The organism is Psychrobacter sp. H27 (assembly GCF_059072655.1).
The window spans coordinates 3,031,541-3,057,076 of sequence record NZ_JCACRX010000001.1; the positions used below are offsets into that span (position 1 = coordinate 3,031,541).

The following is a 25,536-nucleotide window of genomic DNA, read 5'->3' on the forward strand; positions in this document are numbered from 1 at the left end:
TATAAGACATGGACTCAATTGACCAAGCTTACGAATATCTTGGAAAGTATGGTTTAGCTTTTGCAAATGAACGGCCTTGGGATCTTATCAAGGTTGATTTTAATATTTACTTTAAAATGGCAACTGCTGACCATTTCTTAATTTTTAAAGGTAATAAAACAGATACAGCAGGGTTTGAAAATAATTCAGATGCTATATGGGAAGGACTGGACGCTGCAATATTTATTAGAGATTATATGTTAAAGTTAACAGGCGACCGAATATGGGGTTTAACTTTTACCTTGTATCCTGATGGTAAGTTTGAAATTGAATATGATTATGACAAACCTGAAGACTATGAAGAAACTGATGAGCTCATCACAGGAGAAGAGATAAATCAAACTTTTTTAAAGTGATGATCTAAAGTTCTGAATAGTAATTGAAAGCTACGATACTCAATATATCGTAGCTTTTTTCGTATCTAAAACTAAGACACCGCCACCTACGATAGCAAACAAAAGAACATTGGCTTTAGTGCTGATATTGACATCGCAGGTGGTGGCGCAGGCTCTAGTCTATCGGTCAATGGTGGCAAAACCAATCTAAATGCAGACTATCAAGCAGTCGGTGAGCAGCCAGGCATCTTTACAGGCGATGGTGGTATTGATCTTACTGCTGGCGGTAAAACTACACTTATAGGCGGGGCGATTACCACGACTGATGCTGCGCTACAAGCAGGACTCAGTCTCGGCGATACAACAGGCAAACCCCAAGCCAATCTAAACGGTCTAGGCTATGGCACAGATAGCGACAGTGACAGCAGTGTGACGCGCGCTGGTATTACAGGTATTGCAGGTAGCCAAGACATCACGACAGACAACCGCGCCGAGTATGCAGGTGCGCTTGAGAATAGCTTTAATGCTGGTCGAGTGAATGAGGAGCTTGCGCGCAGACGCAGATTACGCAGGAGTTTGGCAAGGAAGCGCCAAAGGCAGTGGCTGAGTTTTCTGGAAATATACAAACACAGCTTATACTTGATGGTGATTTAGAAGAAGCAGAAAAATGGGCAGAAGGTGGCGCTTATCGGGTTGGTTTGCATACGCTAGTTGGCGCTATTGCCACAGGAAGTGTAGACGGTGCCTTAGCTAGTGGAACGACGGCAGTATCAATTCCAGCAGTAGATGCGTATTTAGAGAAACAAGGCGTTGATGAAACAACTAAAAGTGCTCTACTTCTAGGGTTGTCAGCTGGTGTTGGTAGTATTGTTGGCGGAGACACGGCAAGTACGGCGAGTAGTGTGAATCAGACGCACAATAATTATTTGAATCATATCCAACTGCAACAATGGATTAATGACTTGAAAAAAGCGAAAGGAAACGGAAGACGTATAGATGAGATTAATACGTATTATAAGAACCTTGATAAAAAGCAGCAAGCTGCGTTTACTAATGATTGCGAGACAAATTACAGCTATCAAAGATGTGGGCAGCATATTAAAAACTACTATGCTGGAAGCGAGCGATATAATGGCGATACACTTTTTGATCCTAAATTGTATTCTCAGATAGAGAATCTAGGTGGCCTTGGAAACGGAAGCTTACGTTCAGGGGTAACATTTAACAACGATCAGTTTGCAAATCAAAGTTTAAGATGGCAAGGTGATGCGGCGTATAGAGAAGATGGTATTCTTGGAGTAATAGCTCAAGGCGCAGTAGGTATAGGTGCTTCGCGTATTGGTAAAGCAACTGTAGTAGGAAAAGGATTGACTGGAAGTAATTGGAAGTTCAATCCTAAAAAAGATTTTGATTTAAGAGGAACTTCTTCAAATTATAGAGATGCTTTAAATCTAGCCTTTCAAAAAACTGGCATTCCTAGAACAAGTTTTAAAGTTTCAAAATGGGGTAAAGATATCAATGGAAAAACAATCCCTACTGAATATGTAGGTCCTAATGGTGCTAATGTCAATATAGATATACCTAAATTTAATAATGTAAAAGGTAACGGTCAGTTAGGTGAAGGACCTCACCAGCCACATATAGGATATCAGACTCCTGGTAAAGGTTCAGATAGAGTTAGAGGGCATATATTTGTAGATCATATTCCAACGACAAGGAGATAAAGGTAATGTATATTATAAATGAATTAAAATCGAATGCAGATAAAATAGGTCTCAATTATTCAATTATCAAGGGAGTAGAAGCTGAAAAATTAATCTCTAAAATTTTTAAAAAGTTTGATCCTTTAAGAACGAGTGGTCATTTAGCAATATCAGATAATAGTAAAGTTATTTCTCTAGAAGAGAATGAGTTTACATATACTTTAGCAATAAAAAAGCAAAAAGGTTACCTGTTTTTTGACCAAGAAGGAGTTGATAGAAATTTAGTTTTGGAAGTTGAAAATGTGCAAAGAGTCGGTGAGTTGATGGAAGAATCTTTCGGCATTGAGTACTTTTTATCAAACAGTGACTTGAGCTTTTTAATTGCTGTAAATTGGTATGTTATTGAAGTTTCAGGTGATTGTGAAGACATTGAAGATTTAATGAATATTTAGTTATTAATCATTTGTATAGTATTGTTTTACTACAGGCGAGGTAGGGCTCACAATCCTAAAACGATTTAAATCAAAAAAAGCTACGATACATTAATTATCGTAGCTTTTTTCGTATCTAAAACTAAGACACCGCCACCTACGCCAGCAAGCAAAAGAACATGGGCTTTAGTGCTGACCTTGATCTAAAAGGTGCAGGCTCCAGTCTCTCGGTCAATGGTAGTAAGACTGACTTAAATGCAGACTATAAAGGGGTTGGTGAGCAGTCAGGCCTTTTCACAGGCGATGGTGGCTTTGATCTTGCTGCTAAGGGAAAAACGACGCTGATAGGTGGCGCGATTACCACCACTGATGCGGCGGTTGCGGCTGGGCGCAATAGCTATACGAGTCTTGGCGGCATTGAGACCACAGAGATTGAGAACACCACGAGCTATGATGGTGATGCCATCCAAGTGGGTGTGAGCATCGGTAGTACCGATAATAAACCGCAAGCCAGTATGAACGGCCTAGGTTATGGCAGCGATAGCGACAGTGACAGCAGTGTGACTCGAGCAGGTATCACAGGTATTGCAGGTAATAAAGACATCACCACGGACAACCGTGCTGAGTATGCAGGTGTCCTAGAGAATAGCTTTGATGCCAGTCGAGTGAATGAGGAGCTGGGGGCGCAGACGCAGATTACGCAGGAGTTTGGTAAGGAAGCGCCAAAGGCAGTGGCTGAGTTTGCAGAGAAAAAGATGGAGGCTTACGAAACTGCTCAGAAAGCCGTTAATATGCTTAGAGAAGATTTGGAAGCGACCAAAGACCCTGAAAAAATAGTTTATATCAGTGACCAATTACGACTTGCGGAACAACAACTTAAGGAAAATGAAACAGATTACCAGAATTGGAAAGAAGGCGGTAAATATCGAGTTGCTACCCATGCTCTAGTGCTAGGTGGACTTGGTACAGGGAGTATTGAAGGCGTTCTAACTACAGGCGGCGTTGCGGCTGCTGCGCCTACTATCAGTAATGTTGAAGCTAAAATGAGAGATGCGCTCATTGCTCAAGGTATGGATACGGATACTGCTAGTAATGCAACTAAAGGTATTACCAGTCTGGCATTGGCAGGAGCGGGAGTTGCTGCTGGGCTAAACACATCAAGTACGGTGACGGCTGTCAATGTCGATGCGAATAATAGACAACTGCATCCTGAAGAAGCAGCACTGATTAAACAACTGGCGCAGGACTATGCTCAAGATAAGGGCATTTCTATAACAGAAGCAGAAAAACGGCTGACCAGAGGTGCTTTGTACAATATTGACGTAGGATGGCAGAGCAGCATTGAAAACTATATTGACGATAAAGAAATACAGACTTATCAACAGGCTTATAACTATTTGACGAATCAAACGCGTAATATTTCAGTTTATGATTTATCAAATCAGATATCTTTAGCTAATCAACCTATACCTGAAGCAGATCAACCTACAATTGGAGCATCTGATCCCAATCTACCTCATGTCACTCTAGATAATATTGTTGTCACTGCTAATAAAAGTAACGTATTAGACTTTGAAAAACAACGAGCAGTCTATTATGTAGATACTGCTGCTAACGGTTTTACTGCTACGAAGGAAGATTTTAACAATCAAACTTTATTTATGAATACGGCTTATGCAGATGAACAAACTACGGACTTGTATGATCAGTCAGCAAATATGAAGTTTGGTACAGATATTAGTGCCAAAGAAGCTGCCATGATATATGGTGCAAACAATGTCGCCAATATAGCAGGTCTGATATCAGGTGCAAATAAGGCGGTTGATAATAACGTTGAAACGATCAAAGCAGAAGCGAATAAATCTGCCAAAGACCATCTTAATGATGCGATAACGGTAAGCAAAAATATTGTCGAGACAGTAAAAGGTGCGACAAGCAACGTGGTCAATGATCCAAGTGGTACTTGGGATAGTGCGGTAGATAAAGCTGGGCAATTACAAGAAGGTGCTCTGACCGAGTGGAACTACCGTAAGTTGAAGAGACAGCAAGCGCTACCATATGACGTCACTTATAAAGATGCTCAAATAGTTGGAGAGCTGGGTGCTGATGCTATGATGGGTAGTGCGGCTGGTCGTGGGGTAAAACTCACCAAAGAGGGTTTGGGTCAGCTTGGAAAAGTGAATATCGATGTGACCCCGAAGCCCGCTACCATAGTAGGTAATCTTGACATGGGCGGTGCAACTACGATAACAGGAAGACCTGATGGCACTAAAAATGGCATCGGTGCCGCTGAAACTGGTGGCGCGATATTGGCTATCGGTGATGCTAAAGAAGGCGCATATACCAATAACTCTGGTGGTAGTATCACAGGTCCAGGCAAAGGAAGAGCAACCAGCACGGGTAAACGTGATGATAATGGTAATGAGATCTATCAAAGAGATAGCGGTGGTTACTATTATATTGATGATAATGGCGTGCAACGAACCGCTGCCTCACCTTATGAAAATAATAGTAATATCGGTGCGCAAAAACTTCACCATGATGCTAAAGTTACAGAATACAAATCTGAGCTGGAAGCTAGAGGCTATACTGTCAGTGATAAAGAGGCAAGTTTTGGTTATGATTGTGGGAAAGAAGGGCTCTGTAGACCTGATATAATTGGCAGAGGACCAGACGGTAAAATAGTACTATTTGAAGTAAAAACTGGCAATGCCGATTTGTCTATCCGCCAAAGTGAGATTTATCCACAGATTAGAAATGGTGATGCTATTCCACGTGGCGATGTAGCAGATAATTTTGGGCTAACACCAGGTTTATCACTCAAAGAACAGGGTTATCCTAATGGTATTCCTATAGAAATAATACAATTCGAAGGATTAAAAAATGACTAAAATAGAGCTATGTAATGTTTTATTAGACAATGGCTGGACGATAAAAAAAGGTATTGATGACTGTGCCTATAAGCAATTGCCAGACAGACAAATTCAAGTCATACCTGGTATAAAAAGATTACCAAACGAATATCAAATAATCATGATGCCAAGTGTGAGTACTAAAGATTTTAGTGTTTTAGTTAAATACATTTTTGAGAATAAAAAACCTAGAAGAATAGTACATTCTGGTATCGTCAGGAATAAGGAACAATCTATCTACACTAAAAATCCAACTAGAGAAGTTATCGAAAAATATCTCAACGAAATTGAAGTGTGGGCACAGGAGCAAGATATTGAAGCAGGGTTGAAAGAATACTGTAAGTTGCCAACTGATTCTAAAGGAAATCTTCCTTTACATCATTTATCCGCCTTGGCCATCAGTGGGAAATCTACACAATTGACTGACTATCTTGAGCATTTTCAAAATTCAGACTCTATGGGATTTGTACCTTATATCAAACAAGATTTTATCGAACGAGCATTGGAAGCTAGTAAAAAGTATCAATAGATACTCTTAGAAACGATCTTAAAAGGCAATAATACAAATTAAGTATTATTGCTTTTTTACTTTTTAAAAATAATGCTTAGCATCTTAAATATATTTAATAAGATTGCCTCACCTGATCATTAAACAGCCTTGTCGACAATGCCCAAAATGTTCAAAGTCTATTTGCCGCGAGTAATAGTGCCTCAAGCGTACGCATTGAAGGTGTGGCAAGTGTGGTTAGTGTCCTAAAGGTAAAACCCTCAGCAAGAAATTGATTTAAATGCTAAACCACTACAGGCTGATGGTGATAATTTAACTACAAATGCTGATTTAATGAAACAAGGTAGGTCACCTTCCGTATTTAAGAATGGTCGATATGAGCAAGTTCAGCTTCATCATTCACGTCAAGATGGGCGCGGTGCTTTATTTGAAACTTCTAAATCAACTCATTTAGGGCGTAATGATCAAAATGGTAGGCAAGCGGTGCATCCATATTCACCTCAGCAGCATCCAGATTATCCAGTCGATAGACCAAAATTTAAGACTGATAAAGAAACCTATTGGAAAGATCGTTTAAACCAACTGCAAGGAGATTAATGTGAGTTCATTCAATACAGTGGAAAAGTTGTTATCTGAAAAAAATCATGCTGCATGTCTAATGCAAAAAAAAACTGAAAAGAAAGAAAGTACAGAAAATATTCTTTTAGAATATGGTGTTAAAAAGGACAGTGGTTTTTTTAAATTATATACAAAATATTTTTTAAGATTTTTGAATAGTCGTTCGGGTGCTGATGAAATAGTTGATCCTATGCCACCTCAGGGTTTCTCAGCTAAAATGGCACATGACTATTGGGATGTACCTAAGAATTACATTTTATTTAGTACAGGCGAAGGTGAAGGCGGTTATTTTTACAATACAGAAGATGATAGCGTATGGGATTTTCAGATGGGACAGCTACAGCAACTAACGGACGGTACATTACCGCATTGGGATAGCTTCTATGAGTTTATGGAGTGGTACTTGACCGATGAAAATGAGGATTAACACTCGATAATTTTTATCATAAAGCCTAACGTAATCAGTTAGGCTTTATGTTTTTAACTGTGTCATTCACGTCAAAATAGCCGTAGTGCATCAAGATAATAGCTACTCTCAACACTTCAGGTTAGAAAGTATGTCTGACAATCGTAGGCATAATGACGAAATTAAAGGCAAAGATATTCCACAAGAACTAACAGATGAAATGTAAACCCCGATTTCCACAAAGACTGGCCCCTGTTGTTATCAAAGCGTTGCTATAGCTATTAGCGACTTTTGCTCTTTGTTCATCGAGTTGCATGAGTTCTTCTAGCAGAAACTGACGATTATTATAATTCAAACGATCTATCTCTAACCTTGTTGACGTTAAAGGGCAGCAGCACTTTTTGATGCTAGCCCTCATTGCCATTATCGCTTTTTTTTGTGTCAATCTTATCAATGTCTATATCAAACTGACAAGATAGCTTTTTAGCTGCTCTTTTCAGAGCCTCATCACTGATAAATGATTCTGTTATTTCAGGTATCTATCGACCATGTGAGCTGCTAATTGTCGTTTGCCAAGCTTTTATGAAGGGAGAAGTATTAAGTAGTTTTATTTATAATGATTATTTAGCAAATTTCTATAAGATAATATTTATTATTACGAATATTGAAAAAATAGTCTTTTTATAAAAAAAGACTATTTTTAAACTATTATTTATTAATAAAACTATATAAAACAATGGCTTAAACCCATCTCTAGAGACGATTAAATAGTCTTAAATTTGTCAATAAGTAATGTTTTTTAGTGTTTTGATTGAAAAGGTAGGTAGGCTGTTTAAGAGTGAAAGCGAGTAGATAAAACTGGTTATATGCTTACCTGAACACGCATATCTTCTGTATCCTCACAGTGTCTTATTCTAAGCTCCTTAAAGCTAACCTGCCCATTTTCGATTACTTGCTTAATAATTTTCTGTCTTTGGTTAAGTCTTGCATTTCCTGTTTTAACTTCTGCAATAATGAGATGTACGTCTTCAATCGGAACATTGCCATCAGCGCATTCGTGTAAATTTTGGAAGATGACATAGTCAATCGGTTCCCCCATAAATCGGCAGTCTGAAGGGTTGTAAGGAAAATCAGTAATAAAGGGCGTGAACTGTTCACCAATTTGACCTTTTAGGACGTTACGCTGCATGTTGTTTGAACGCTTTTGTGCCTCTTTAATGTCTTTATCTAATCGCTGTTGAAAGCCTGCTTCTTTTTCAAGCATATCGTTCTTAATTTGCGCAATATTCCGTTCGCTCTCTAGTAGAGCTTTATTTTGCAATTGTATTCGCTGTATAGTCCATACAAGGAGTGCAATCATTAGCAAGATTATAATTAGCAGCATAGTATTGAGCGTCATAGTTTTATTCTCCGTAGTATCAAGTAGGGTCATATTTAAGCAGTAGGGGCCATATCCATTTCTTGCAGTCGTTGAAAGACAGTATCTGAAAACGGCTTAAAGTAATTCCATGACTTATATTTTTGATTGTATTGACCACCGCCTTCGTTACGCCATTGCTTGAGTATCTCAATAACATCATGGTTGTAGGTCACACACTTAATAGACACCATGCCTGAATTAAAGACCCTGACATCTACCCAAGCGTGTTTGATGGTAAAGCGATAGATGGTATAGCCTTTATCAAAGCTTCCGTTGCTACTCTCGTCAGTAGTGCTGCTCTGACAGTTATAAAGAGGCTCAGGTAATGGTGTAGGGACTACTGGCATTGTGAGCGATTTCGGTGCTGGGAATATCCACTGCTTATTACTGACACAGTCTAGAATATAATCTTTGGCTTCCTCACTCGGTACCTCAATACCTTGTGTCATGATCTCTCTCAAATCGATCTCAACAGTCTTAATACCTAACTGCTTAATAAAATCGGCTTTATCAGTATCGATGAAAGAAGTCACGGCAACTTCAATAAACATCATTTCATCATCGACCGTTGCGACTATATCCGGTCGAATACAGCCTACAGATTGCTCCTCGATAAGGTGGTCAAACTGCCAAGTTTTATCCTCGCTATTTTCGTCATCAGGTAGTGATGGCAGTGTTAAATACCTCTCTTGCATAATGACTTGTTTAGCAAACTTGTGTAGGATACTTTCAGGATGAATAGTGCAGCTTTCCTTATTGTTTAGGTGTGCAAAATGGTGCTCATTCTTTTCACCTTTACGAGCCACTACAGGCTCCGCGCATTCAAAGCAAAAACACATACAAGCCAGCCCTCGCTCGACTTGCTTAACATTGACGATTTGCTTTTGCTCATTAACAGCTATTGACATAGTCATAGTTACCATCCTCTTGTTAGTTGGTTAGGAGTGAGGTAATTATGAGAAGAATTCTGCCTCTAAAACAGACTGCTATTGGGGGCGTAATAGGATTTTAATCGGTATTTAACTATGAAAAACATACACTTAGGTGTCTTTGAAGAGCTCGAAAAACAATTTCTTAATTTTCCAAGAAATACTTTTTATGATCATTGCCTCAGAATAATAGTCGAAGCACAGCTCAACAAAATAAAGTATTCGGATGAAGCGTTTGAACCTAATAAGTTATCAAGACAAGATATCTATGCCAAAGCGAGGGGCGTGAATAAAAATACTGTGAGCAGTCAAGTTGCTAAAAATAAGATAAAAACGGATAGATTAAATGTAGAGTTAGAAAAATTCATTAACTCACAACCAGACTGTAAACAGGCTTTTAAGGATATAGGTTATTTACCAGAAGTTATTTCATCTGTATCAGAGGGTGGTGCCAAGAACAGAACCCTAATATGGATGAGCATTAAAGCTATTGAAAACAAGGAAGTAGATGAAGAGCGAATAGCTGAATCTGCTGTCTTTGAGTCTGATGAGGATGATGAGGATTTAAGTGGTATTACTTATGAGCGCAAAGCGACTTCTGAGATTAAGCCATCTTTATTCACTAAGCTATTCTTCAAAAAAGGTGAGCTAAAGATCTTAAGCTTTCGAGGCATTTTGCTAATGATCTTGCTGATGCTAAGTTTTTTGGTAGATATCTGTGTTGCTATCTTTGCGTTACTTGTCATCCTATTACTAAGCGAATTACAAAATTTTAAGCTTTGGCAAGCTATGCTTTTCGTAGCATTCATTCCTGTAGCTTATCTAAACTGGCGGTATTTTTTTATGCCACTATATATGCTGCCTTATCACCGTGTCGTTAAAGCGCCTATGTTCTTTGCTAATATCAATGTCGATAATGCAGATATTGAAATGTACCGAAATAAAGATAAGCTCAATATAGCAAGGATTACAGAGTTCACTGCAACCTGTCCAATTTGCTCTGGCGTAATCGAGCTTGCTAAAGGTAAACCAGATCAAAAACAGCCATTGGTAGGACGCTGTAGGGAAGCGCCGCATGCTCATGTGTATAGCTTTGATCGGATGACGATGAAGGGTTACTTTTTGGGTGTGCCAAGATATTTGACAGGTGAGACATAGAATAGTTGAGATAGCATCAACGCTGTTATTAGTACAGTACCGATTTCATTATTAAAGTCATAGCATGGATTGTTTTTAAGTGATCAATGTGATCAAGCAGGCTGGGATACTAATCAAAAACTGGATGAGAAAGAATAATTATCATGCAAAAATTCAATAGAACATTAATTTGTAAAGTGATGCTAGTGGGATTATCGTGTGGGTTAGCCATACCAGCTACTGCCGATCTTGGTATCGTAAGTATGTTAATGAATAAAGGTATAGCGACCACGCAAGCGACTCTTGGCCACATGTACCTTACTGGAGATGGTATTAGTCAAGATGATGTTAAAGCATTTGAAAAGACTAAAGAAGCTGCTTATAGAGGTAGAGTATTTTCTCAATATGCACTTGGAGAGATGTATAGTAATGGAACTGGCGTACGTCAAAATTATGCTAAGGCCATTGAGTGGTATGAAAAAGCTGCCAAACAAGGTAATGCTGAAATTCAATATAATCTTGGAACTCTTTATCAGAATGGCGAAGATATTCCTCAAGATTATTATAAAGCAGTTGGATGGTATCGGAAGTCAGCTGATCAAGGTTTTGCATTGGCTCAGTACAATTTAGCTGCAATGTACTATGAGGGTCAAGGAGTGAGTCAGGATTATGCAGAGACACTGAAATGGTTAAGAAAAGCTGCTGATCAAGGATATGCTGGAGCTCAAAACAATATTGGTGACATGTACGAAACGGGTAAAGGTGTTGAGCTCAATGATAAAAAAGCAGCCGAATGGTATCTAAAAGCTGCAAATCAAGAAGTAGCCGAAGCGCAAAACAGTCTTGGCTTGATGTACTTCGAAGGCAGAGGTGTGGAGCAAGATAATGTTAAATCGCAAGAGTGGTATAGCAAGTCTTGTGACAATGGATATGAGCCTAGTTGTGATGAATACGTTTTATTAAATAGGGAACAGTGAAAATTTCCCAAAAACCGTATAACCGCTCACAACCCTCTATCCATAAAAAAGCCACCTTGCAAAATGCTAAGGTGGCTTTTTTTCAGAACGACTAGCTACCTATCAAGTACAGCTACTCATATACTGTGCTTCTGTCAGATCTGGGTTACGACAATCGGTTAATGGATCATATCCGTCATCATAACCTGAACGTTCAATCACGAATTTACGCAAATCAGCATCTGTGCCATCACCAAGGGTAAAATCATTCAACAAATCTATCATGTCTTGTGGTACTTCAATATTGTTGTCTACAAGGTAGTCAATGTGCGCTGCTTGCGTTGGTGTCAGTAGTTCGGTCGTTTCTACAGCGTAAGCACCGGCTTCATTATTGTAGTAGTCGTTATTCGAAGTATCATAAGTAGTTTCACTTTCATCTGATATGGATGTCATGTCAGCATCCAGCTGCTCACTTAGATCTTGGAACATATCGTCATAGGTTTCACTAGCAACCTCTTCATCAATCCAGCCTAAATCGACGTCAGATGATGCTTCAACGTTCTTGTTAGAATTTTTATCTGTTAAGTCTAACGAGAAAGAAATCCTTGTGACTTTCCAGCTAAGACCGTCTCTATGCATGATTACATCTAATGACTCATCCGTGTCATCAGCATCAATGATCTGAACTTTGAATCGATTAAATGACAAGTAGCCTGCTTTATAATCAATATCTGTATCTTTGACTTTGGGTTTATCTTTAGTTGTCTTGTCATCTAAGCCAAAGTCTAACTCTTGCCCTTGAAGCATTAATGCAACACCATCAGGTGTGACCACACCATCGACGATTGGGTCTATCATGGCAGCGGCCAACATCGTTCCTAAAGCCTCAAAGCCATCTTGCTCATCACTTGCAGCAAGCTCTTCAACCATAGCGGCTTTGACTTGATCTTTTATGCTCTGCTTAACGCTAGGGAAGTCAATATACCCTGACAGCTTGTCTGCGTCTTTCTGTTCAGCAGCATTTTTGATGTTATACAAAGCTATATATGGTGAAGCATAGAGATAAATCGCAAACATAACCAACAAGCCTGCCAACCAAGGTAAAAGCTTTTTCAAAGAATCTCTCCTGAATTTCTAATAATATTAAAAGACGATAAAGCAATACGAATAGCTAACGCTTAGACTGAAATGCTTAGCTGCTATATTTACAAAGTATAATTTTTACCAATGTCATGAATTTATGCAGATTTACATAGTAGTAACATTTAGAAATTAATGCTAACATTAGTTGACTTGTAAAACAATTTAATAAACACCTGTTTATTAAAATACCTTTTAGTATTCGACAGGAAAATCGCCGTTGTTATCCATACCATACCCTTGCTATGTTTATACGAACTTTGAGTCCAATAAAATAAAAATTAACCCTTGTTTATGATCTATATTGAGTACGAAATAGCAGTTCCTTCCAAAATGAGTGGATAGATAAGCTTGCTTAAAAGCACAATCTAGCTAAAATTGTTACCACAAAACAAATCACTTTCTTGTACGGCTGATCATGCATTCATTGCATGGTTAGCTATCAGAACATAGAGAATCAAAAAACATGGCTAAAACACCGGTAAGCAAAAAAGATAAAACAGACAATGGCAATTTTGAAGAAGCCCTTTGGGATGCGGCCAACAAGCTACGAGGTAGCGTCGAATCATCAGAATATAAGCACATCGTCCTTAGCCTAATTTTTTTAAAATTCATCAGTGATACTTTTGAGCAGCAGCGCCAAAAGCTCATCGATACGGGCTATGAAAAGCATATCGATATGGTGCCTGCTTATACCAAAGACAACGTGTTCTATTTGCCAGAGGAGAGCCGTTGGCGCTTTATTCAGCAGAATGCCAAGCAAGAAGACATCGCGCTTAAAATCGATACAGCGCTCAGTACCATTGAAAAGACCAACCAATCATTAAAAGGCGCATTGCCTGACAACTACTTCTCGCGTCTGGGCTTAACGGCCAGTAAGCTTGCCGCCTTGATTGACGTGGTCAATAACATTGATACTATTGGTAATCCAGAAGAAGACACCGTCGGGCGCGTATATGAGTATTTCTTAGGTAAGTTTGCTGCGACTGAAGGCAAGGGCGGAGGTGAGTTCTATACGCCCAAGTCTGTGGTCAATCTCATTGCAGAAATGGTTGAGCCGTATCAAGGCAAAATCTATGATCCCTGCTGCGGTTCGGGCGGTATGTTCGTCCAGTCCATCAAATTCATCGAGAGTCACCACGGCAATACCAAAGACGTGTCTATCTATGGGCAAGAGTACACCAGCACGACCTACAAGCTCGCCAAGATGAACCTTGCCATTCGTGGTATCTCTAGCAACTTGGGCGATGTGGCTGCCGATACGTTCTTTAAAGATCAGCACGAAGACCTAAAAGCCGACTTCATCATGGCAAACCCTCCTTTTAACCAAAAAGATTGGCGCGCCGCTGATGAGCTGGTTGATGATCCACGTTGGGCAGGCTATCCGACACCGCCGACGGGCAATGCCAACTATGCATGGATATTGCACATGATATCCAAACTCTCTGAGCATGGTACAGCAGGTTTCGTACTTGCCAATGGTTCGATGTCCACCACCACCAGTGGTGAGGGTGAGATACGTGAGCAAATCATCAAAAACGATCTGGTCGATTGTATGATTGCGCTGCCGGGTCAGCTGTTTTATACCACGACCATTCCGGTGTGCTTATGGTTCATCAGTAAAGACAAAGCCGCCAAGTCCGCTGATAGTCAAGCACGTGGACTGCGCAATCGTAGCGGTGAGACGCTATTCATCGATGCCCGTAATATCGGGGCGATGATTGATCGTACTCATAAAGAATTTTCTACTGATGATATCGAAGCGATTGCCAAGACCTATCATGCATGGCGCGGTGAGAAGGAAGCAGGTGGTTATGAAGCCTATAGCGATGAGGCAGGCTACTGTAAATCGGCAAGCCTAGCTGATATCAAGGCCAATGACTATGTACTGACACCGGGGCGTTATGTTGGTGCTGCGGCAATTGAGGATGACGGCATTCCGTTTGAGACTAAAATGTTAGAACTCAGCCAAACGCTGTATGCACAGATGCAAGCGTCACAAAAACTAGATGCGACCATTCGTCGGAACTTGGAGGTATTGGGTTATGGCGAATGATTGGATAGAAACTACGCTTGGAGATATCTCAATTGATGTTTCGTACGGTTATACAGAAAGTGCCAATACTGAAAAAGTAGGTCCTAAATTCTTAAGGATTACTGATATTCAAAATGGTGTCGTAGATTGGAAATCCGTTCCTTATTGTCCAATTGATAACTCTAAGCTAGATAAGTACGTTCTAGAAAAAGGCGATATTGTAGTCGCAAGAACAGGTAATAGTACTGGTGAAAATTATATCTTTACTGGTAATGAAGAGACAGTGTATGCGTCTTATTTAATAAGATTTAGGATTGATGAGAATATAGCTAATCCTTTTTATGTTTGGTATTCCATGCGTTCACCTAATTGGTGGGCATTCGTCAACTCATCTAAAACTGGTTCAGCTCAAGCAGGTGCTAATGCTAAAGTATTAGGGTTATATCCTTTAGATTTACCAAATTTAGATACTCAAAAAGCCATTGCTCATATTCTCGGTTCTTTAGATGACAAAATTGAGCTAAACCGCCAAATGAACGAAACGCTAGAAGCGATGGCGCAGGCGTTGTTTAAGAGTTGGTTTGTTGATTTTGATCCGGTGATTGATAATGCGCTCGAAGCCGGTAATACCATTCCGGATGAATTTTTCGAACGTGCTGAGCAGCGTAAAACGATTGAGAAAAAAGACAACTCAAATATTCAGAGCTTATTTCCTGATGAGTTTGAGTTTACGCAGGAAATGGGCTGGATTCCAAAGGGGTGGGCAGTTAAACGTATAAAAGACATTGGAAAAGTAGTGACTGGAAAGACACCACCTAAAAAAATTGATAATGCATACAGCGAAAATGGAATACCATTTATCACACCGACAGATATTGACGACTTGCCCTTTGTTATCTATACGAATCGATACCTATCAGAAGATGGTGTTCAAGCAGTTAAAAACTCAAGAATCAGTGCTGGTTCAATTTGTGTTACTTGCATAGGAAGCCAGATGGGAAAAACAACAATTGCGCCTTTAGCTTCAGTTAGCAATCAACAAATTAACTCTATAACAGGCTGCAATCAGTTTTGGCGTAATTATCTGTTTTTCAATTTACGTAGAAGAAGAGATGAGATATTTCTTTTGGGAAGTAGTGGTTCAACAATGCCAATTCTTAACAAATCAAATTTTGAAGCCTTTCCAGTTCTTTGTCCAAGTGAGAAGCTTCTTAGCTCATTAGATTCAAATTTTCAAAGTACTATAGACAGTATTTTGGAAAATACTAAACAAAGCTACACCCTCGCCAAACTTCGCGATACCCTTTTACCTAAACTCATGTCAGGCGAATTGTGCATTACAAATGATATTTTATAGAGTGATATCTATTGCACCACCGATTCAGTTTTGACCTCAAAGAGTACTTATGAGGCTCCTTACGACTAATGTTCAATTATACAAACGATAAAAGGTTGAATTTCTTTATGCTGGATTCTGACAGAAAAGAGATTGAGGGTAGGAAGTGGTATAAAAATGATAAGGGTTTGTTTTTACCAGAAAATTACGTAGAGGAGCAAAAGTCAGAAAAGAAGAATACTATAAAGGCGCAATTAAAGTGGGTCTTTAACAACCTGACGATTGTTTTACTATTGCCATCTTTTTTAGGAGCAGTATGGCAAATTTTAGAACTTTCGAGCATGAATATTGCCTATATTAGGTTTTTTTCCATCAGTCAAATACCCATTGATGGCGCACTAATACTATCTTTAGCTGTGCTACTGATTGGTTTAAGTAAGCTTATAATACCCTTCATAAAGTTTTCCTTTGAGCATAGACTTAAGCAATTTGAAGATGAGACTCTACTTGAAAAAATTAAGGTTAAATTAAATAAGACGTTAAAAATAAATATCGTAATTAGTGTCTTATTACTACTATCTATGGTGTATTTTTTCCCTGCGCTGTTCGCAGTCACGTTTGTTAAATCACCTATTTTTACCATATTTCTTATAGCATTCAGTTTCACGGGAACAATGTTGTACTGGATCGATACCCTAATACTCCTGATTATAAAGCTATATAGCAAACATTCTAGCAAAGATGATGCAAAGCGATATGTAGTAAGCGTTGTCAATAAATATAAAAATCATATTTACTGGTCAGTTATTTTGACCATTATCGTTATTGCTTTTACTCTAGTTGCATTATTGAAGATGTTAAGTCAGAACTTTATCTTGCCTCCTGACCTATATAACACTAAAAATTTGGAGTCTATAATATATGATGAGTTCAAAACTAAGGATTACAGCGTAGAATATTTTAATGATAAATATATTTTCGTTAAGCTATGCACTATTGATAGATGCGTCCACCGACTAGACAAAGAAATAATTATTTACCCTACTGAGAAAGTATTGTTTAAAGCTACATATGGCAAAGTATGGACAGGTTATTTCACGACTTATAAACCTGTCGAAAAATAGCACTAGTCTTTTTGCAAACGCGATTTTGAAGCATGGACGGAGCTTAAAGCACTCTACGTATAATTTAATATTATAGAATAATATTGATTATATCAAAATAATAAAAAGGACTTACCATTGAAATTCACCGAAGACAGACTTGAACAGGCCATTATCGAGCTACTATCTGCTGAGGACTATCCACATACAGTTGGTGAAGTACTCGATCGTAATCCTGACGATGTGCTGATTAAATTCGATCTTCGACAGTTTCTGGCAATCCGTTACAAAGATAACTTGATCACAGAGTATGAGATTGAGTCCATCATTCATAAGCTCGAATACCTTCCTGCTTCCGATCTGTACGATACCAACAAAGCCATCATGAAGTTTGTCGCTGACGGGTTTTTCTTGAAGCGTGAGGACTATACCCAAAAAGACTTATATATCCAGCTCATCGATTATGAAGCACTCGATAACAATCACTATCGCATCGTCAATCAGATGGAGATACAAGGCTTTGAGCTGCGTATTCCTGATGGCATTCTTTATATCAATGGCTTACCACTGGTGGTGCTTGAGTTTAAGAGCAGCATCCGTGAAGATGCTACTATGTTTGATGCCTACACCCAGCTGACCACTCGCTATAAGCGCGATATTCCAGAGCTGTTTAAATACAATGCCCTATGTGTCATCAGTGATGGGGTTAACTCAAAAATGGGTTCGTTCTTTGCCCCGTATGAGTTCTACTACTCTTGGCGCAAAGTGACGGGCGATGAGAAGCTAGAGAAAGACGGCATCCATTCCTTACTAACCATGATTAGAGGATTATTTGATAAAGCACGTTTGGTTGATGTCATTCGCAATTTTATCTATGTGCCTGATAAATCAAGCTTTGATGCAAAGATAGTTTGTCGTTATCCGCAGTATTATGCTGCTACCAAACTGTTTGACAATATTAAACGTCATATGAAAGTGCTTGATGCAAACGGCAAGTTTGATGAGAGCGATGCTTTACGTGACGGCGTTCGAGATGGAAAGGGTGGTACGTACTTTGGCGCGACTGGCTGTGGTAAGAGCTTTACCATGCTGTTTCTAGCACGTCTGCTGATGCGCGATGTTGAGCTTGGCAGTCCAACCATTATCTTAATCACTGATCGCACCGATTTAGACGGTCAGCTGTCTGAAACCTTTACCAATGCTAAGACCTATATCGGCGATGACAATATCATCAGTGTTGAAAGTCGAGCGCATCTACGCGAACAGTTAAAAGGTCGCAGAAGTGGCGGTGTGTTCTTGACCACCATTCATAAGTTCACCGAAGACCTAGCACTACTGACCGAGCGTACCAACGTTATCTGTATCTCAGATGAAGCGCACCGTAGCCAAATCAACCTCCAGCAAAAGATCACCGTCACTGAAAATGGGGTGAAAAAGACTTACGGCTTTGCTAAATACTTGCATGACTCATTGCCCAATGCTACTTACGTGGGCTTCACGGGTACACCGATTGATGCCACCCTTGATGTCTTCGGTCCAGTCATTGATAGCTATACCATGATTGAATCGGTATTCGATGAAATCACCGTACGTATCGTCTATGAAGGTCGCGCTGCCAAAGTGCTACTCGATAGCAAGCAGCTTGATGAGGTAGAGAAATACTATAAAGAAAGCGCCGATGCTGGCACCAATGAGTATCAGATAGAGAAAAGCAAGAAAGCCATGGCGAGTATGTCCACCATTCTGGGTGACCCTGATCGCATCAGAGCCATCGCTGAAGACTTTGTGACACATTACGAGGCGCGAGTAGAGGAAGGCACGACGCAAAAAGGCAAAGCGATGTTTGTCTGTAGCAGCCGTGAAGCTGCCTATCAGTTATATAAAGACATTATAGAGCTGCGTCCTGAATGGAATGAGGTACGAGCGTGTGAGGAAGGCTCAACCTTGTCAGAGAGCGACAAGAAAAATGTCATGCCTATGGAGCGAGTCAAGATGATCATGACTCGTAACAAAGACGATGAAAAAGGCATGTGGGACAATCTGGGTAATAAAGACTACCGCAAAGAGCTTGATCGTCAGTTTAAGAACGGCAAATCTAACTTTAAGATCGCCATCGTCGTCGACATGTGGCTCACAGGCTTTGACGTGCCATTCCTAGATACCATCTATATTGATAAACCCTTACAAAAACATAGCTTGATTCAGACCATCTCACGGGTCAACCGTAAGTTTGAAGGCAAAGAGAGTGGCTTAGTCGTTGATTATATCGGTATCAAAAAGCAGATGAATCTGGCGCTCTCGCATTACACAGGCGGTCAGGTTCAAAACCTGGACGATATCCAAAAGTCAGTCGTAGTAGTCAAAGACCATTTAAAGCTACTCGATACGGTCTATCATAAGTTTGACGCAAGCCTTTACTTTAACGGCACGCCACTAGAGCAGCTCAATTGCTTAAATGCAGCAGCTGACTTTGCGCTGCAATCTAAAAAGCTAGAGAAACGCTTTATGGATTTGGCCAAGCGTCTGAAGTCTGCCTATGATATTTGCGTGGGTAGTGAAGCGCTTAACAAGGTGCACAAGGACAAGATTCATTACTACCTAGCTATTCGTACCATCATCTTTAAAATTACCACTGGCGGTGCGCCTGACGTTGAACAAATGAATCAAAAGGTACGTGACTTGGTAAAAGCTGCACTGATGAGTGATGGCGTTGAAGAGATCTTTAAGCTGGGCGATAACACCGACGGTGAGATCGATATCTTTGATGAAGATTATTTAGCCAAGCTTGAGGTGATTAAGCAGCCGAATACCAAGTTAGAGCTGCTACAACAGCTTCTCGCAAAAGCCATTGGTGAGCTGAAAAAGACCAATAAGGTGAAGGGCGTGGATTTCAGTAAGAAAATGAATGCGCTCGTTGAGAAGTATAACGACCGTAACGAGCAAGATTTACTGCGCGCTGAAGTCATTGGCGACTTCTCTGATGAGATCATCAAGCTGTATCACGAGCTGCGTGAAGAGATGGCATCATTTAGTGAGATGGGTATCGACTTTGAAGAAAAAGCGTTTTACGACATCTTACTATCACTAGCGCATAAGTACGACTTTACCTATCCAGAAGATAAGCTGCTTGAGCTGTCAAAAGAAGTGAAAAAGCTCATCGATGAAAAGGCTAGATACACTGACTGGAACAAGCGTGATGACATCAAAGCTGAGCTACAGTTTGATCTAATGGTATTGCTCGATGAATGGGGCTATCCACCTGTTGATTCAAAAGAGGTCTATAAAGAGATATTTGAGCAGGCTGAGAACTTTAAGAAAAGTAGGGTGGTTTAGTTGTACTCAGACGTAATTTGGTATGACCTCTCTGAGTTTGTAAAGCAGAGTTATGACAACTTCATCATGTCAGGCATGGCTGCCTGACTCAAGTAAATCAACCTCCGATATAGTCGGGGCGGTTCAGTTTCTTGAAAATTCACAAATTGAGTAGTAACATCATATTTTTGTATTTAATTTAATGAGGCGAATTTATGTTTACAAGAGAATGTGATATATGTTTCGGTATAGGTCTTATACAGAACAATATGGACCAACAGCAACCATGGTGGAAGCGGTAATGTAGAAGCTTCTAAAGCTTACAATGATTACTACGACGATGACGATGATTAATTAGTATCGTAAACAGCTCTATTTTTGCTCATACCATTCTGATTACCATTTCCTGGCACATTATACCCAATTTTCTTTCAAAGCCCTATAAATAGCTAATATCAGCTTTCATATTCACATATTCATCAGTATCAGCTAAAAGTTGAGTAATACGGCTAGGATCTTTATCAGCTATTTTCATTATCATACTACCAAGCACAAATTTCTGACCATTTAGCTGTTTTTAAATCTACTTTTGTAAACGATTAGCTTCATCCAGTGTTTCTTTTCTACTCAAGATCCTTAATATTTAATATTGGACTTAGACTGTTCTCCAAATATTAGATTTTTTAAGGTTTAATAAATTTACATTTCTATAGGCATTTTAGTAAAAACATGAAAAATTTCACATTGTTAACACTCACTCACAAATATTGTTTTGAACCTGAAGTTACCGAAATGTTAAATAATCTCTTAGAAAATGCTTACTATAGTAATTTCACAACGATAATAGAAATATCTAATTTTATTGTAAAAAATAATCTTGAAGGTGTTTATGGAAAGATATCTGGGACAGTGGAAATGAGTAAAGAAGGAAGAACATGGTTTCGCAGAGGCGGTTTTTCTCCAGACATGTATGACATCATTTGTTCAGAGTTAGGTATTGAAAACCAAAGAAGTACGGCACACTGTATTGGCTACACTCCTTATGGATAAGTTCCGAGTTCTAATTTATTATAGCAACCTTATTAAAACCTAAAGTAACCACCGAATATATTTTAAGTACAGGTATTTTTTATTTACCTTCCAGTTTTTTGGATAAGTATAAACTTACAAAAACTATGCTAACATTTCACTTTGTTATAGTTAGATAGATTTCATAATTCGCAGAGGGGGTAATCCCCTTGACCCCTAAAAGATAAAATAAAGGATTTTCTAATGGCTGCTTTTTTAAAATTTGAGAATAAATACATTAGCATAAATAATATTGCTCAAGTTGAACTAGATTCAACCTCAGCTACCTGCCACGATATTAATATTCATCCAGCTCAAGGAAACAGAATTTTTTTACAGCTTAGAGTTAGCGAGAAAGATGTCGCTGACAAGATTTTTCAAGAACTAGGAAAAGCATTAGATACCAATAATTCGATTGACCTTGATGCCATCAAGTTAAAACATACCTCTGTTGAGTAAGTATGGCGATTTATCACCTATCGACTAAGCCAGTATCGCGCAGTAGCGGAAGAACCGCCACTGCGTCTATTGCTTATCGTGCCGGTATTGCTATCAAAGATGAACGCACAGGCAAAGAACACGACTACACCAAAAGAAGCGGTGTAGTATCTACTTGACTTCATACCCCAAACGATTTAGAAATTAAGCGTGATGAGCTTTGGAACTTAGCGGAAGCCACCGAAACAAGAAAGAACAGCAGAACTGCTAGAGAGATTGTCGTTAATTTGCCTCATAAGTTATCAGGACGTGAACGGATCATGTTGGTTAATGAGTTCGCCAAGGACTTAGCCAATCAATATGGTGTTGCCGTTGATGAGGCAATACATTATATCTGACGGTTATGGCGATCCTAGTAGTCTTTTCGAGCTATAGCAGCGAACATATCAAGCTGCAATACACTGCTCATAAATCTTGTGCACCAGTGCCTTATATTTCGCCTCGTGTGGCAAATGCTGTCACCGTATTAACTTAAGCAAGTTAACTATCTACTTAGATCGCGATGATGGAGTATGTCAGTATTTTAATGAGGTGAGTAATCTGTGCAATAGCTATAGTGAAAGGCCTTTAATCTGTAGAGTAGGAGACTACTATAAAACTTATTTAACTGATCAAATAGGTTGGAGTGATTTCGTCAAAATAAACATGGATATCTGCGCAGACCTTTAAATGTATTACTGATTGAGCCTTTTGAGAGTGATTGTTAAACGTTTTTTAGTAAATAGTATATGACTCAATTTACTTAGAAAGCAGTATCTTAACCTTTGTTTTTCAACAGTTCTAAAACCTTATCCTCTCCAAGCTGATCGACTAACGCTTGCAGTTGCGCGGTAGAGTCAGCTTTGGTTTGTGCATCCGCTCTAAACTCAGCCGTATCTCTTCCTTCTCTGAGTGCATCTAAATAGTCAGCCCACTTCTGCATCATATCGCTACGATCATCAATGTACTCAAATCGACCGTAAGCGCTTCCATTAGGATCTTTAGTGGTATGACCCAATGCCATCTCTACAAGCACAAGCGGATACTTTAACTGCTCTTGTAAGAGTGTCTTTGCTGTCGCTCGAAAGCCATGAGCACAATGTATGTTTTGATAGCCTAAATCCTTAAGGCGTTTGTTTGCTGTATTTTCAGAGATAATCTGGTGCTTTTTTGCCGTTTTGCTAAAAAAGACATATTCGGTATGACCATTAATCTTTTGCTGTTCACGTAGTATAGCTACAGCTTGATCAGGTAGGGGAACCACCATATCCTTAACCATGTTTACCTTACCTTGGCCTTTTAATGGCTTTAATTGCCACCTACTAGCCTCTAGATCAATATCAGCCCATCTCATACGGCGTAGATCACCGTTACGTACGAATAGTAATGCCAATAGCCTAAGGGAGTTAATAGTGTTCGGATCGCCTTCTATGGTTTCAACAGCTCGCAGTAGTTTGCCCAAATCTTTAGGATTAGTGATAGCAGGACGATGACCATAGCTAGACTTAGCTAATTGACTCTTAATAAGCGCCGCAGGATTGCTGCTACAGAATCCACGAGCTCCAGCATAGATAAATACGTCACTAGCGATGCCTGCACAGCGTTCAGCCTTATCCGTGGGTTTGCCAACTTTATTTAATGAGTTAGCTTGGATGTCTAGTAACACTTCGAGCATTCTAGGTGAGCCAATTTCACTAATAGGTTCATTACCAATATAGGAGCATATAAGCTCTAAACGGCCTCTTTTACGAATTAACGTATTACCTTTTTGAGTCTTCTCTAGTCCTTCAAAATACTCCCAAGCAAAATGATTAAAAGAATTTTTAGTTTTACTAACAAGACTTTTCTTCAATTCTTCACGATGGTTTTTGGGGTCAATGCTACGGCTTAATAGCTCTTCATATTCACGCCAAATTTCACAGGCACGTGAAAACGATACGTTTGGATACACGCCAAGCGATATACGTTTGTTTTTTGAATGAGTAGGAGACAGGTAGCGATAAACCCAAGATTTAGTGCCGTTAGGTCTAACCATGAGATAAAGCATAGGATGATTTTTTACAGAGACCAGATATTCTTTATCATCGGCTTTATGACTGCTGATGCTACGGTCAGAGCTGATTGGCTTGCGTGCTTCCATGGCTGACATCTCCAATGTACATTTAAAAACCAGTGTACATAGTAGTGTACATCAGATGCATGGATTAGGATAGATTCATGGGACAGTATGGAACGCCAGATACAACAAAGCCCCTGATATCAGGGGCTTTAGCTGCTCTATAAGTAGCTATAGAACTATATATTGGTACCAGTGGTCGGACTCGAACCGACACGCTTTTAAAGGCAACGGATTTTGAATCCGTCATGTCTACCAATTCCATCACACTGGCATGTTAGGAGATAATGTTTATTACAACTATTATCGAATTTGGCTACAGTGTTGACTGTATAGGCTGCGTATTATAGCAGCCTATTTGCAGGCGTCAAGAATTATTTTAGATAATTTTTTATTCCCTAAGTTACTCTCAATCTAACCGACAAAGGCACGCTCAACGGCATAGTCAGCTTGCACACCCATACGTGGTGAAACAGTAAGACCAAAGCCATCTAGAATCTCTGAAACCTCAGCATTGAACGGCATGCTACCACATAACATGACACGGTCATCGTCTTTATTCATCGGTGGCAAGCCAATATCTTCAAACAGTTTACCTGACTTCATTAAGTCTGTGACACGTCCCTGATTCTTAAACTCTTCACGAGTAACAGTCGGGTAGTAGATGAATTTTTCGCGGTACCATTCACCAAATATCTCATCATTAGGCAGCTCGTTTTCGAACATATCACGATAAGCCAAGTCATGAGCATGACGGACACCATGTACTAAGATGATTTTATCAAAGCGTTCATAAACTTCAGGATCACGTGCTAATGCTAAGAATGGTGCAAGCCCAGTACCCGTCGAGAGCATATACAGATGCTTACCAGGCAATAGGTCATCTAGTACCAATGTGCCAGTGGGTTTTTTGCTGACCAATAACTCATCGCCCACTTTGATATGCTGTAAGCGTGACGTCAATGGACCGTCTTGAACTTTGATAGAAAAGAACTCTAGTTGGTCTTCGTAGTTAGGACTGGCAATCGAGTAAGCACGTAGCAATGGTTTACCATCGACAACAAGTCCAATCATCGCAAATTCGCCATTACGAAAGCGTAAGCCATCGTCACGAGTGGTTTTGATGCTAAATAGAGAGTCATTCCAGTGATGAACCTCTGTGACCTTTTCGGTGCGAAGTTTTGACATAAAGTCCTCGTTAATTAATAAGTTGCTGTCGGTGTCGTCACGTTTAAATACGTATTAAATCAAAATTTTCAATGATAGATTAAAAAATATAAAAACCTACCAGTATTCTAATAGTTATCGAAAATCCTGATTATTAAAACGTAAGTAACGAAGGTTTAATAATAAATCTGGCCTATCAGTCTCTATAAAAGGGAAGATAGCCTGTATTGTATTTCGTATACCCATTCATAATCGATGCTAATAGCCTTTACAAATAAGTATCAGAGAGTACAAATGAAAAAGACTCTCATCAAAATTATTGCTCATAATACCAAACTTTAAAATAAAAATCCGTCTGGCCGTTACCTTCTAGCATGATAAAATGGAA

At 39.4% G+C, this 25,536-nt stretch carries 20 protein-coding genes, 1 tRNA gene and 1 pseudogene; 16 read left to right on the forward strand and 6 right to left on the reverse strand.

Features of this window, described 5'->3' with window-relative positions; translation table 11 throughout:
• The first annotated feature begins 8 nt into the window (after nucleotides 1-8).
• The 7 genes from AC5JPY_RS12490 (at nucleotide 9) to AC5JPY_RS12520 (ending at nucleotide 6,973) form a co-directional block, all read left to right on the forward strand.
• Nucleotides 9-395 carry a hypothetical protein gene (locus AC5JPY_RS12490; protein WP_493852637.1) on the forward strand — a complete coding sequence of 129 codons (387 nt, stop codon included), beginning with the start codon at nucleotides 9-11 and terminating at the stop codon, nucleotides 393-395.
• 578 nt (nucleotides 396-973) lie between these two features.
• Nucleotides 974-2,098 carry a polymorphic toxin type 47 domain-containing protein gene (locus AC5JPY_RS12495; protein ID WP_493852638.1) on the forward strand — a complete coding sequence of 375 codons (1,125 nt, stop codon included), beginning with the start codon at nucleotides 974-976 and terminating at the stop codon, nucleotides 2,096-2,098.
• Nucleotides 2,099-2,103: 5 nt separating this feature from the next.
• Entirely contained in the window at nucleotides 2,104-2,529 is a 426-nt protein-coding gene (locus AC5JPY_RS12500) for a hypothetical protein (RefSeq protein WP_394213386.1), read from the forward strand.
• Nucleotides 2,530-2,687: 158 nt separating this feature from the next.
• On the forward strand, nucleotides 2,688-5,399 hold the full coding sequence (locus AC5JPY_RS12505; RefSeq protein WP_493852639.1) for a hypothetical protein: 2,712 nt from the start codon (nucleotides 2,688-2,690) through the stop codon (nucleotides 5,397-5,399).
• Entirely contained in the window at nucleotides 5,392-5,949 is a 558-nt protein-coding gene (locus AC5JPY_RS12510; protein ID WP_493852640.1) for a DUF6990 domain-containing protein, read from the forward strand. The genes AC5JPY_RS12505 and AC5JPY_RS12510 overlap by 8 nt, the downstream gene beginning before the upstream one ends.
• A 249-nt stretch (nucleotides 5,950-6,198) precedes the next feature.
• The gene (locus AC5JPY_RS12515) at nucleotides 6,199-6,525 is read left to right on the forward strand and encodes an HNH/ENDO VII family nuclease (RefSeq protein WP_493852742.1); all 327 of its coding nucleotides are present in this window, start codon (nucleotides 6,199-6,201) and stop codon (nucleotides 6,523-6,525) included.
• A gap of 1 nt (nucleotide 6,526) precedes the next feature.
• Nucleotides 6,527-6,973: a hypothetical protein gene (locus tag AC5JPY_RS12520; RefSeq protein WP_493852641.1), complete on the forward strand. Its 447-nt coding sequence runs from the start codon at nucleotides 6,527-6,529 to the stop codon at nucleotides 6,971-6,973.
• A gap of 841 nt (nucleotides 6,974-7,814) precedes the next feature.
• On the opposite strand, the gene AC5JPY_RS12525 is transcribed toward AC5JPY_RS12520, so the two are convergent.
• Together AC5JPY_RS12525 and AC5JPY_RS12530 are read right to left on the reverse strand one after the other, a co-directional pair.
• Complete coding sequence (locus AC5JPY_RS12525) at nucleotides 7,815-8,351, reverse strand: Holliday junction resolvase-like protein (RefSeq protein ID WP_493852642.1); 537 nt, start codon at nucleotides 8,349-8,351, stop codon at nucleotides 7,815-7,817.
• Nucleotides 8,352-8,386: 35 nt separating this feature from the next.
• Entirely contained in the window at nucleotides 8,387-9,286 is a 900-nt protein-coding gene (locus AC5JPY_RS12530; protein WP_493852643.1) for a competence protein CoiA family protein, read from the reverse strand.
• A 111-nt stretch (nucleotides 9,287-9,397) separates the two neighbouring features.
• On the opposite strand from AC5JPY_RS12530, the gene AC5JPY_RS12535 reads away from it, so the two are divergent.
• Nucleotides 9,398-10,459 carry a hypothetical protein gene (locus AC5JPY_RS12535; protein WP_493852644.1) on the forward strand — a complete coding sequence of 354 codons (1,062 nt, stop codon included), beginning with the start codon at nucleotides 9,398-9,400 and terminating at the stop codon, nucleotides 10,457-10,459.
• 143 nt (nucleotides 10,460-10,602) lie between these two features.
• Nucleotides 10,603-11,415 carry a tetratricopeptide repeat protein gene (locus AC5JPY_RS12540; protein WP_493852645.1) on the forward strand — a complete coding sequence of 271 codons (813 nt, stop codon included), beginning with the start codon at nucleotides 10,603-10,605 and terminating at the stop codon, nucleotides 11,413-11,415.
• 102 nt (nucleotides 11,416-11,517) lie between these two features.
• Here AC5JPY_RS12540 and AC5JPY_RS12545 read toward each other — a convergent pair whose 3' ends face one another.
• Nucleotides 11,518-12,510, reverse strand: a complete 993-nt coding sequence (locus tag AC5JPY_RS12545; RefSeq protein WP_493852646.1) for a DUF2939 domain-containing protein — start codon at nucleotides 12,508-12,510, stop codon at nucleotides 11,518-11,520.
• A gap of 490 nt (nucleotides 12,511-13,000) precedes the next feature.
• Between AC5JPY_RS12545 and AC5JPY_RS12550 the strand changes: the two genes are divergently transcribed.
• The 7 genes and pseudogenes from AC5JPY_RS12550 to AC5JPY_RS12580 all read left to right on the forward strand — a co-directional run bounded on the left by AC5JPY_RS12550 (nucleotide 13,001) and on the right by AC5JPY_RS12580 (nucleotide 22,224).
• Nucleotides 13,001-14,590 carry a class I SAM-dependent DNA methyltransferase gene (locus AC5JPY_RS12550; protein WP_493852647.1) on the forward strand — a complete coding sequence of 530 codons (1,590 nt, stop codon included), beginning with the start codon at nucleotides 13,001-13,003 and terminating at the stop codon, nucleotides 14,588-14,590.
• Complete coding sequence (locus AC5JPY_RS12555) at nucleotides 14,580-15,926, forward strand: restriction endonuclease subunit S (protein WP_493852648.1); 1,347 nt, start codon at nucleotides 14,580-14,582, stop codon at nucleotides 15,924-15,926. The genes AC5JPY_RS12550 and AC5JPY_RS12555 overlap by 11 nt, the downstream gene beginning before the upstream one ends.
• Nucleotides 15,927-16,033: 107 nt before the next feature.
• Nucleotides 16,034-17,029, forward strand: coding sequence for a hypothetical protein (locus AC5JPY_RS12560; protein WP_493852649.1), 996 nt, complete (start codon nucleotides 16,034-16,036; stop codon nucleotides 17,027-17,029).
• 117 nt (nucleotides 17,030-17,146) lie between these two features.
• Nucleotides 17,147-20,341, forward strand: a complete 3,195-nt coding sequence (locus AC5JPY_RS12565) for a type I restriction endonuclease subunit R (protein ID WP_493852650.1) — start codon at nucleotides 17,147-17,149, stop codon at nucleotides 20,339-20,341.
• Between the two features lie 708 nt (nucleotides 20,342-21,049).
• The gene (locus AC5JPY_RS12570; protein ID WP_087041293.1) at nucleotides 21,050-21,370 is read left to right on the forward strand and encodes a hypothetical protein; all 321 of its coding nucleotides are present in this window, start codon (nucleotides 21,050-21,052) and stop codon (nucleotides 21,368-21,370) included.
• A 222-nt stretch (nucleotides 21,371-21,592) separates the two neighbouring features.
• On the forward strand, nucleotides 21,593-21,847 hold the full coding sequence (locus AC5JPY_RS12575; protein WP_087041294.1) for a hypothetical protein: 255 nt from the start codon (nucleotides 21,593-21,595) through the stop codon (nucleotides 21,845-21,847).
• Nucleotides 21,848-21,849: 2 nt separating this feature from the next.
• Nucleotides 21,850-22,224, forward strand: a pseudogene (locus AC5JPY_RS12580) (MobA/MobL family protein).
• 419 nt (nucleotides 22,225-22,643) lie between these two features.
• On the opposite strand, the gene AC5JPY_RS12585 reads toward AC5JPY_RS12580, so the two are convergent.
• The 3 genes from AC5JPY_RS12585 to AC5JPY_RS12595 form a co-directional block, all read right to left on the reverse strand.
• Nucleotides 22,644-24,005, reverse strand: a complete 1,362-nt coding sequence (locus tag AC5JPY_RS12585; RefSeq protein WP_493852651.1) for a tyrosine-type recombinase/integrase — start codon at nucleotides 24,003-24,005, stop codon at nucleotides 22,644-22,646.
• 163 nt (nucleotides 24,006-24,168) lie between these two features.
• Nucleotides 24,169-24,255: transfer RNA gene (locus AC5JPY_RS12590), tRNA-Leu, on the reverse strand.
• Nucleotides 24,256-24,395: 140 nt separating this feature from the next.
• Nucleotides 24,396-25,169: a ferredoxin--NADP reductase gene (locus AC5JPY_RS12595; protein WP_493852652.1), complete on the reverse strand. Its 774-nt coding sequence runs from the start codon at nucleotides 25,167-25,169 to the stop codon at nucleotides 24,396-24,398.
• Between the last annotated feature and the right edge of the window lie 367 nt (nucleotides 25,170-25,536).

Bases quoted from the DNA above. Each gene is read 5' to 3' on its own strand.
- AC5JPY_RS12490 (WP_493852637.1), top strand. From the start codon at position 9: ATGGACTCAATTGACCAAGCTTACGAATATCTTGGAAAGTATGGTTTA.
- AC5JPY_RS12500 (WP_394213386.1), top strand. From the start codon at position 2,104: ATGTATATTATAAATGAATTAAAATCGAATGCAGATAAAATAGGTCTC.
- AC5JPY_RS12505 (WP_493852639.1), top strand. From the start codon at position 2,688: ATGGGCTTTAGTGCTGACCTTGATCTAAAAGGTGCAGGCTCCAGTCTC.
- AC5JPY_RS12510 (WP_493852640.1), top strand. From the start codon at position 5,392: ATGACTAAAATAGAGCTATGTAATGTTTTATTAGACAATGGCTGGACG.
- AC5JPY_RS12525 (WP_493852642.1), bottom strand. From the start codon at position 8,351: ATGACGCTCAATACTATGCTGCTAATTATAATCTTGCTAATGATTGCA.
- AC5JPY_RS12530 (WP_493852643.1), bottom strand. From the start codon at position 9,286: ATGACTATGTCAATAGCTGTTAATGAGCAAAAGCAAATCGTCAATGTT.
- AC5JPY_RS12535 (WP_493852644.1), top strand. From the start codon at position 9,398: ATGAAAAACATACACTTAGGTGTCTTTGAAGAGCTCGAAAAACAATTT.
- AC5JPY_RS12540 (WP_493852645.1), top strand. From the start codon at position 10,603: ATGCAAAAATTCAATAGAACATTAATTTGTAAAGTGATGCTAGTGGGA.
- AC5JPY_RS12550 (WP_493852647.1), top strand. From the start codon at position 13,001: ATGGCTAAAACACCGGTAAGCAAAAAAGATAAAACAGACAATGGCAAT.
- AC5JPY_RS12555 (WP_493852648.1), top strand. From the start codon at position 14,580: ATGGCGAATGATTGGATAGAAACTACGCTTGGAGATATCTCAATTGAT.
- AC5JPY_RS12560 (WP_493852649.1), top strand. From the start codon at position 16,034: ATGCTGGATTCTGACAGAAAAGAGATTGAGGGTAGGAAGTGGTATAAA.
- AC5JPY_RS12570 (WP_087041293.1), top strand. From the start codon at position 21,050: ATGAAAAATTTCACATTGTTAACACTCACTCACAAATATTGTTTTGAA.
- AC5JPY_RS12575 (WP_087041294.1), top strand. From the start codon at position 21,593: ATGGCTGCTTTTTTAAAATTTGAGAATAAATACATTAGCATAAATAAT.
- AC5JPY_RS12585 (WP_493852651.1), bottom strand. From the start codon at position 24,005: ATGGAAGCACGCAAGCCAATCAGCTCTGACCGTAGCATCAGCAGTCAT.
- AC5JPY_RS12595 (WP_493852652.1), bottom strand. From the start codon at position 25,169: ATGTCAAAACTTCGCACCGAAAAGGTCACAGAGGTTCATCACTGGAAT.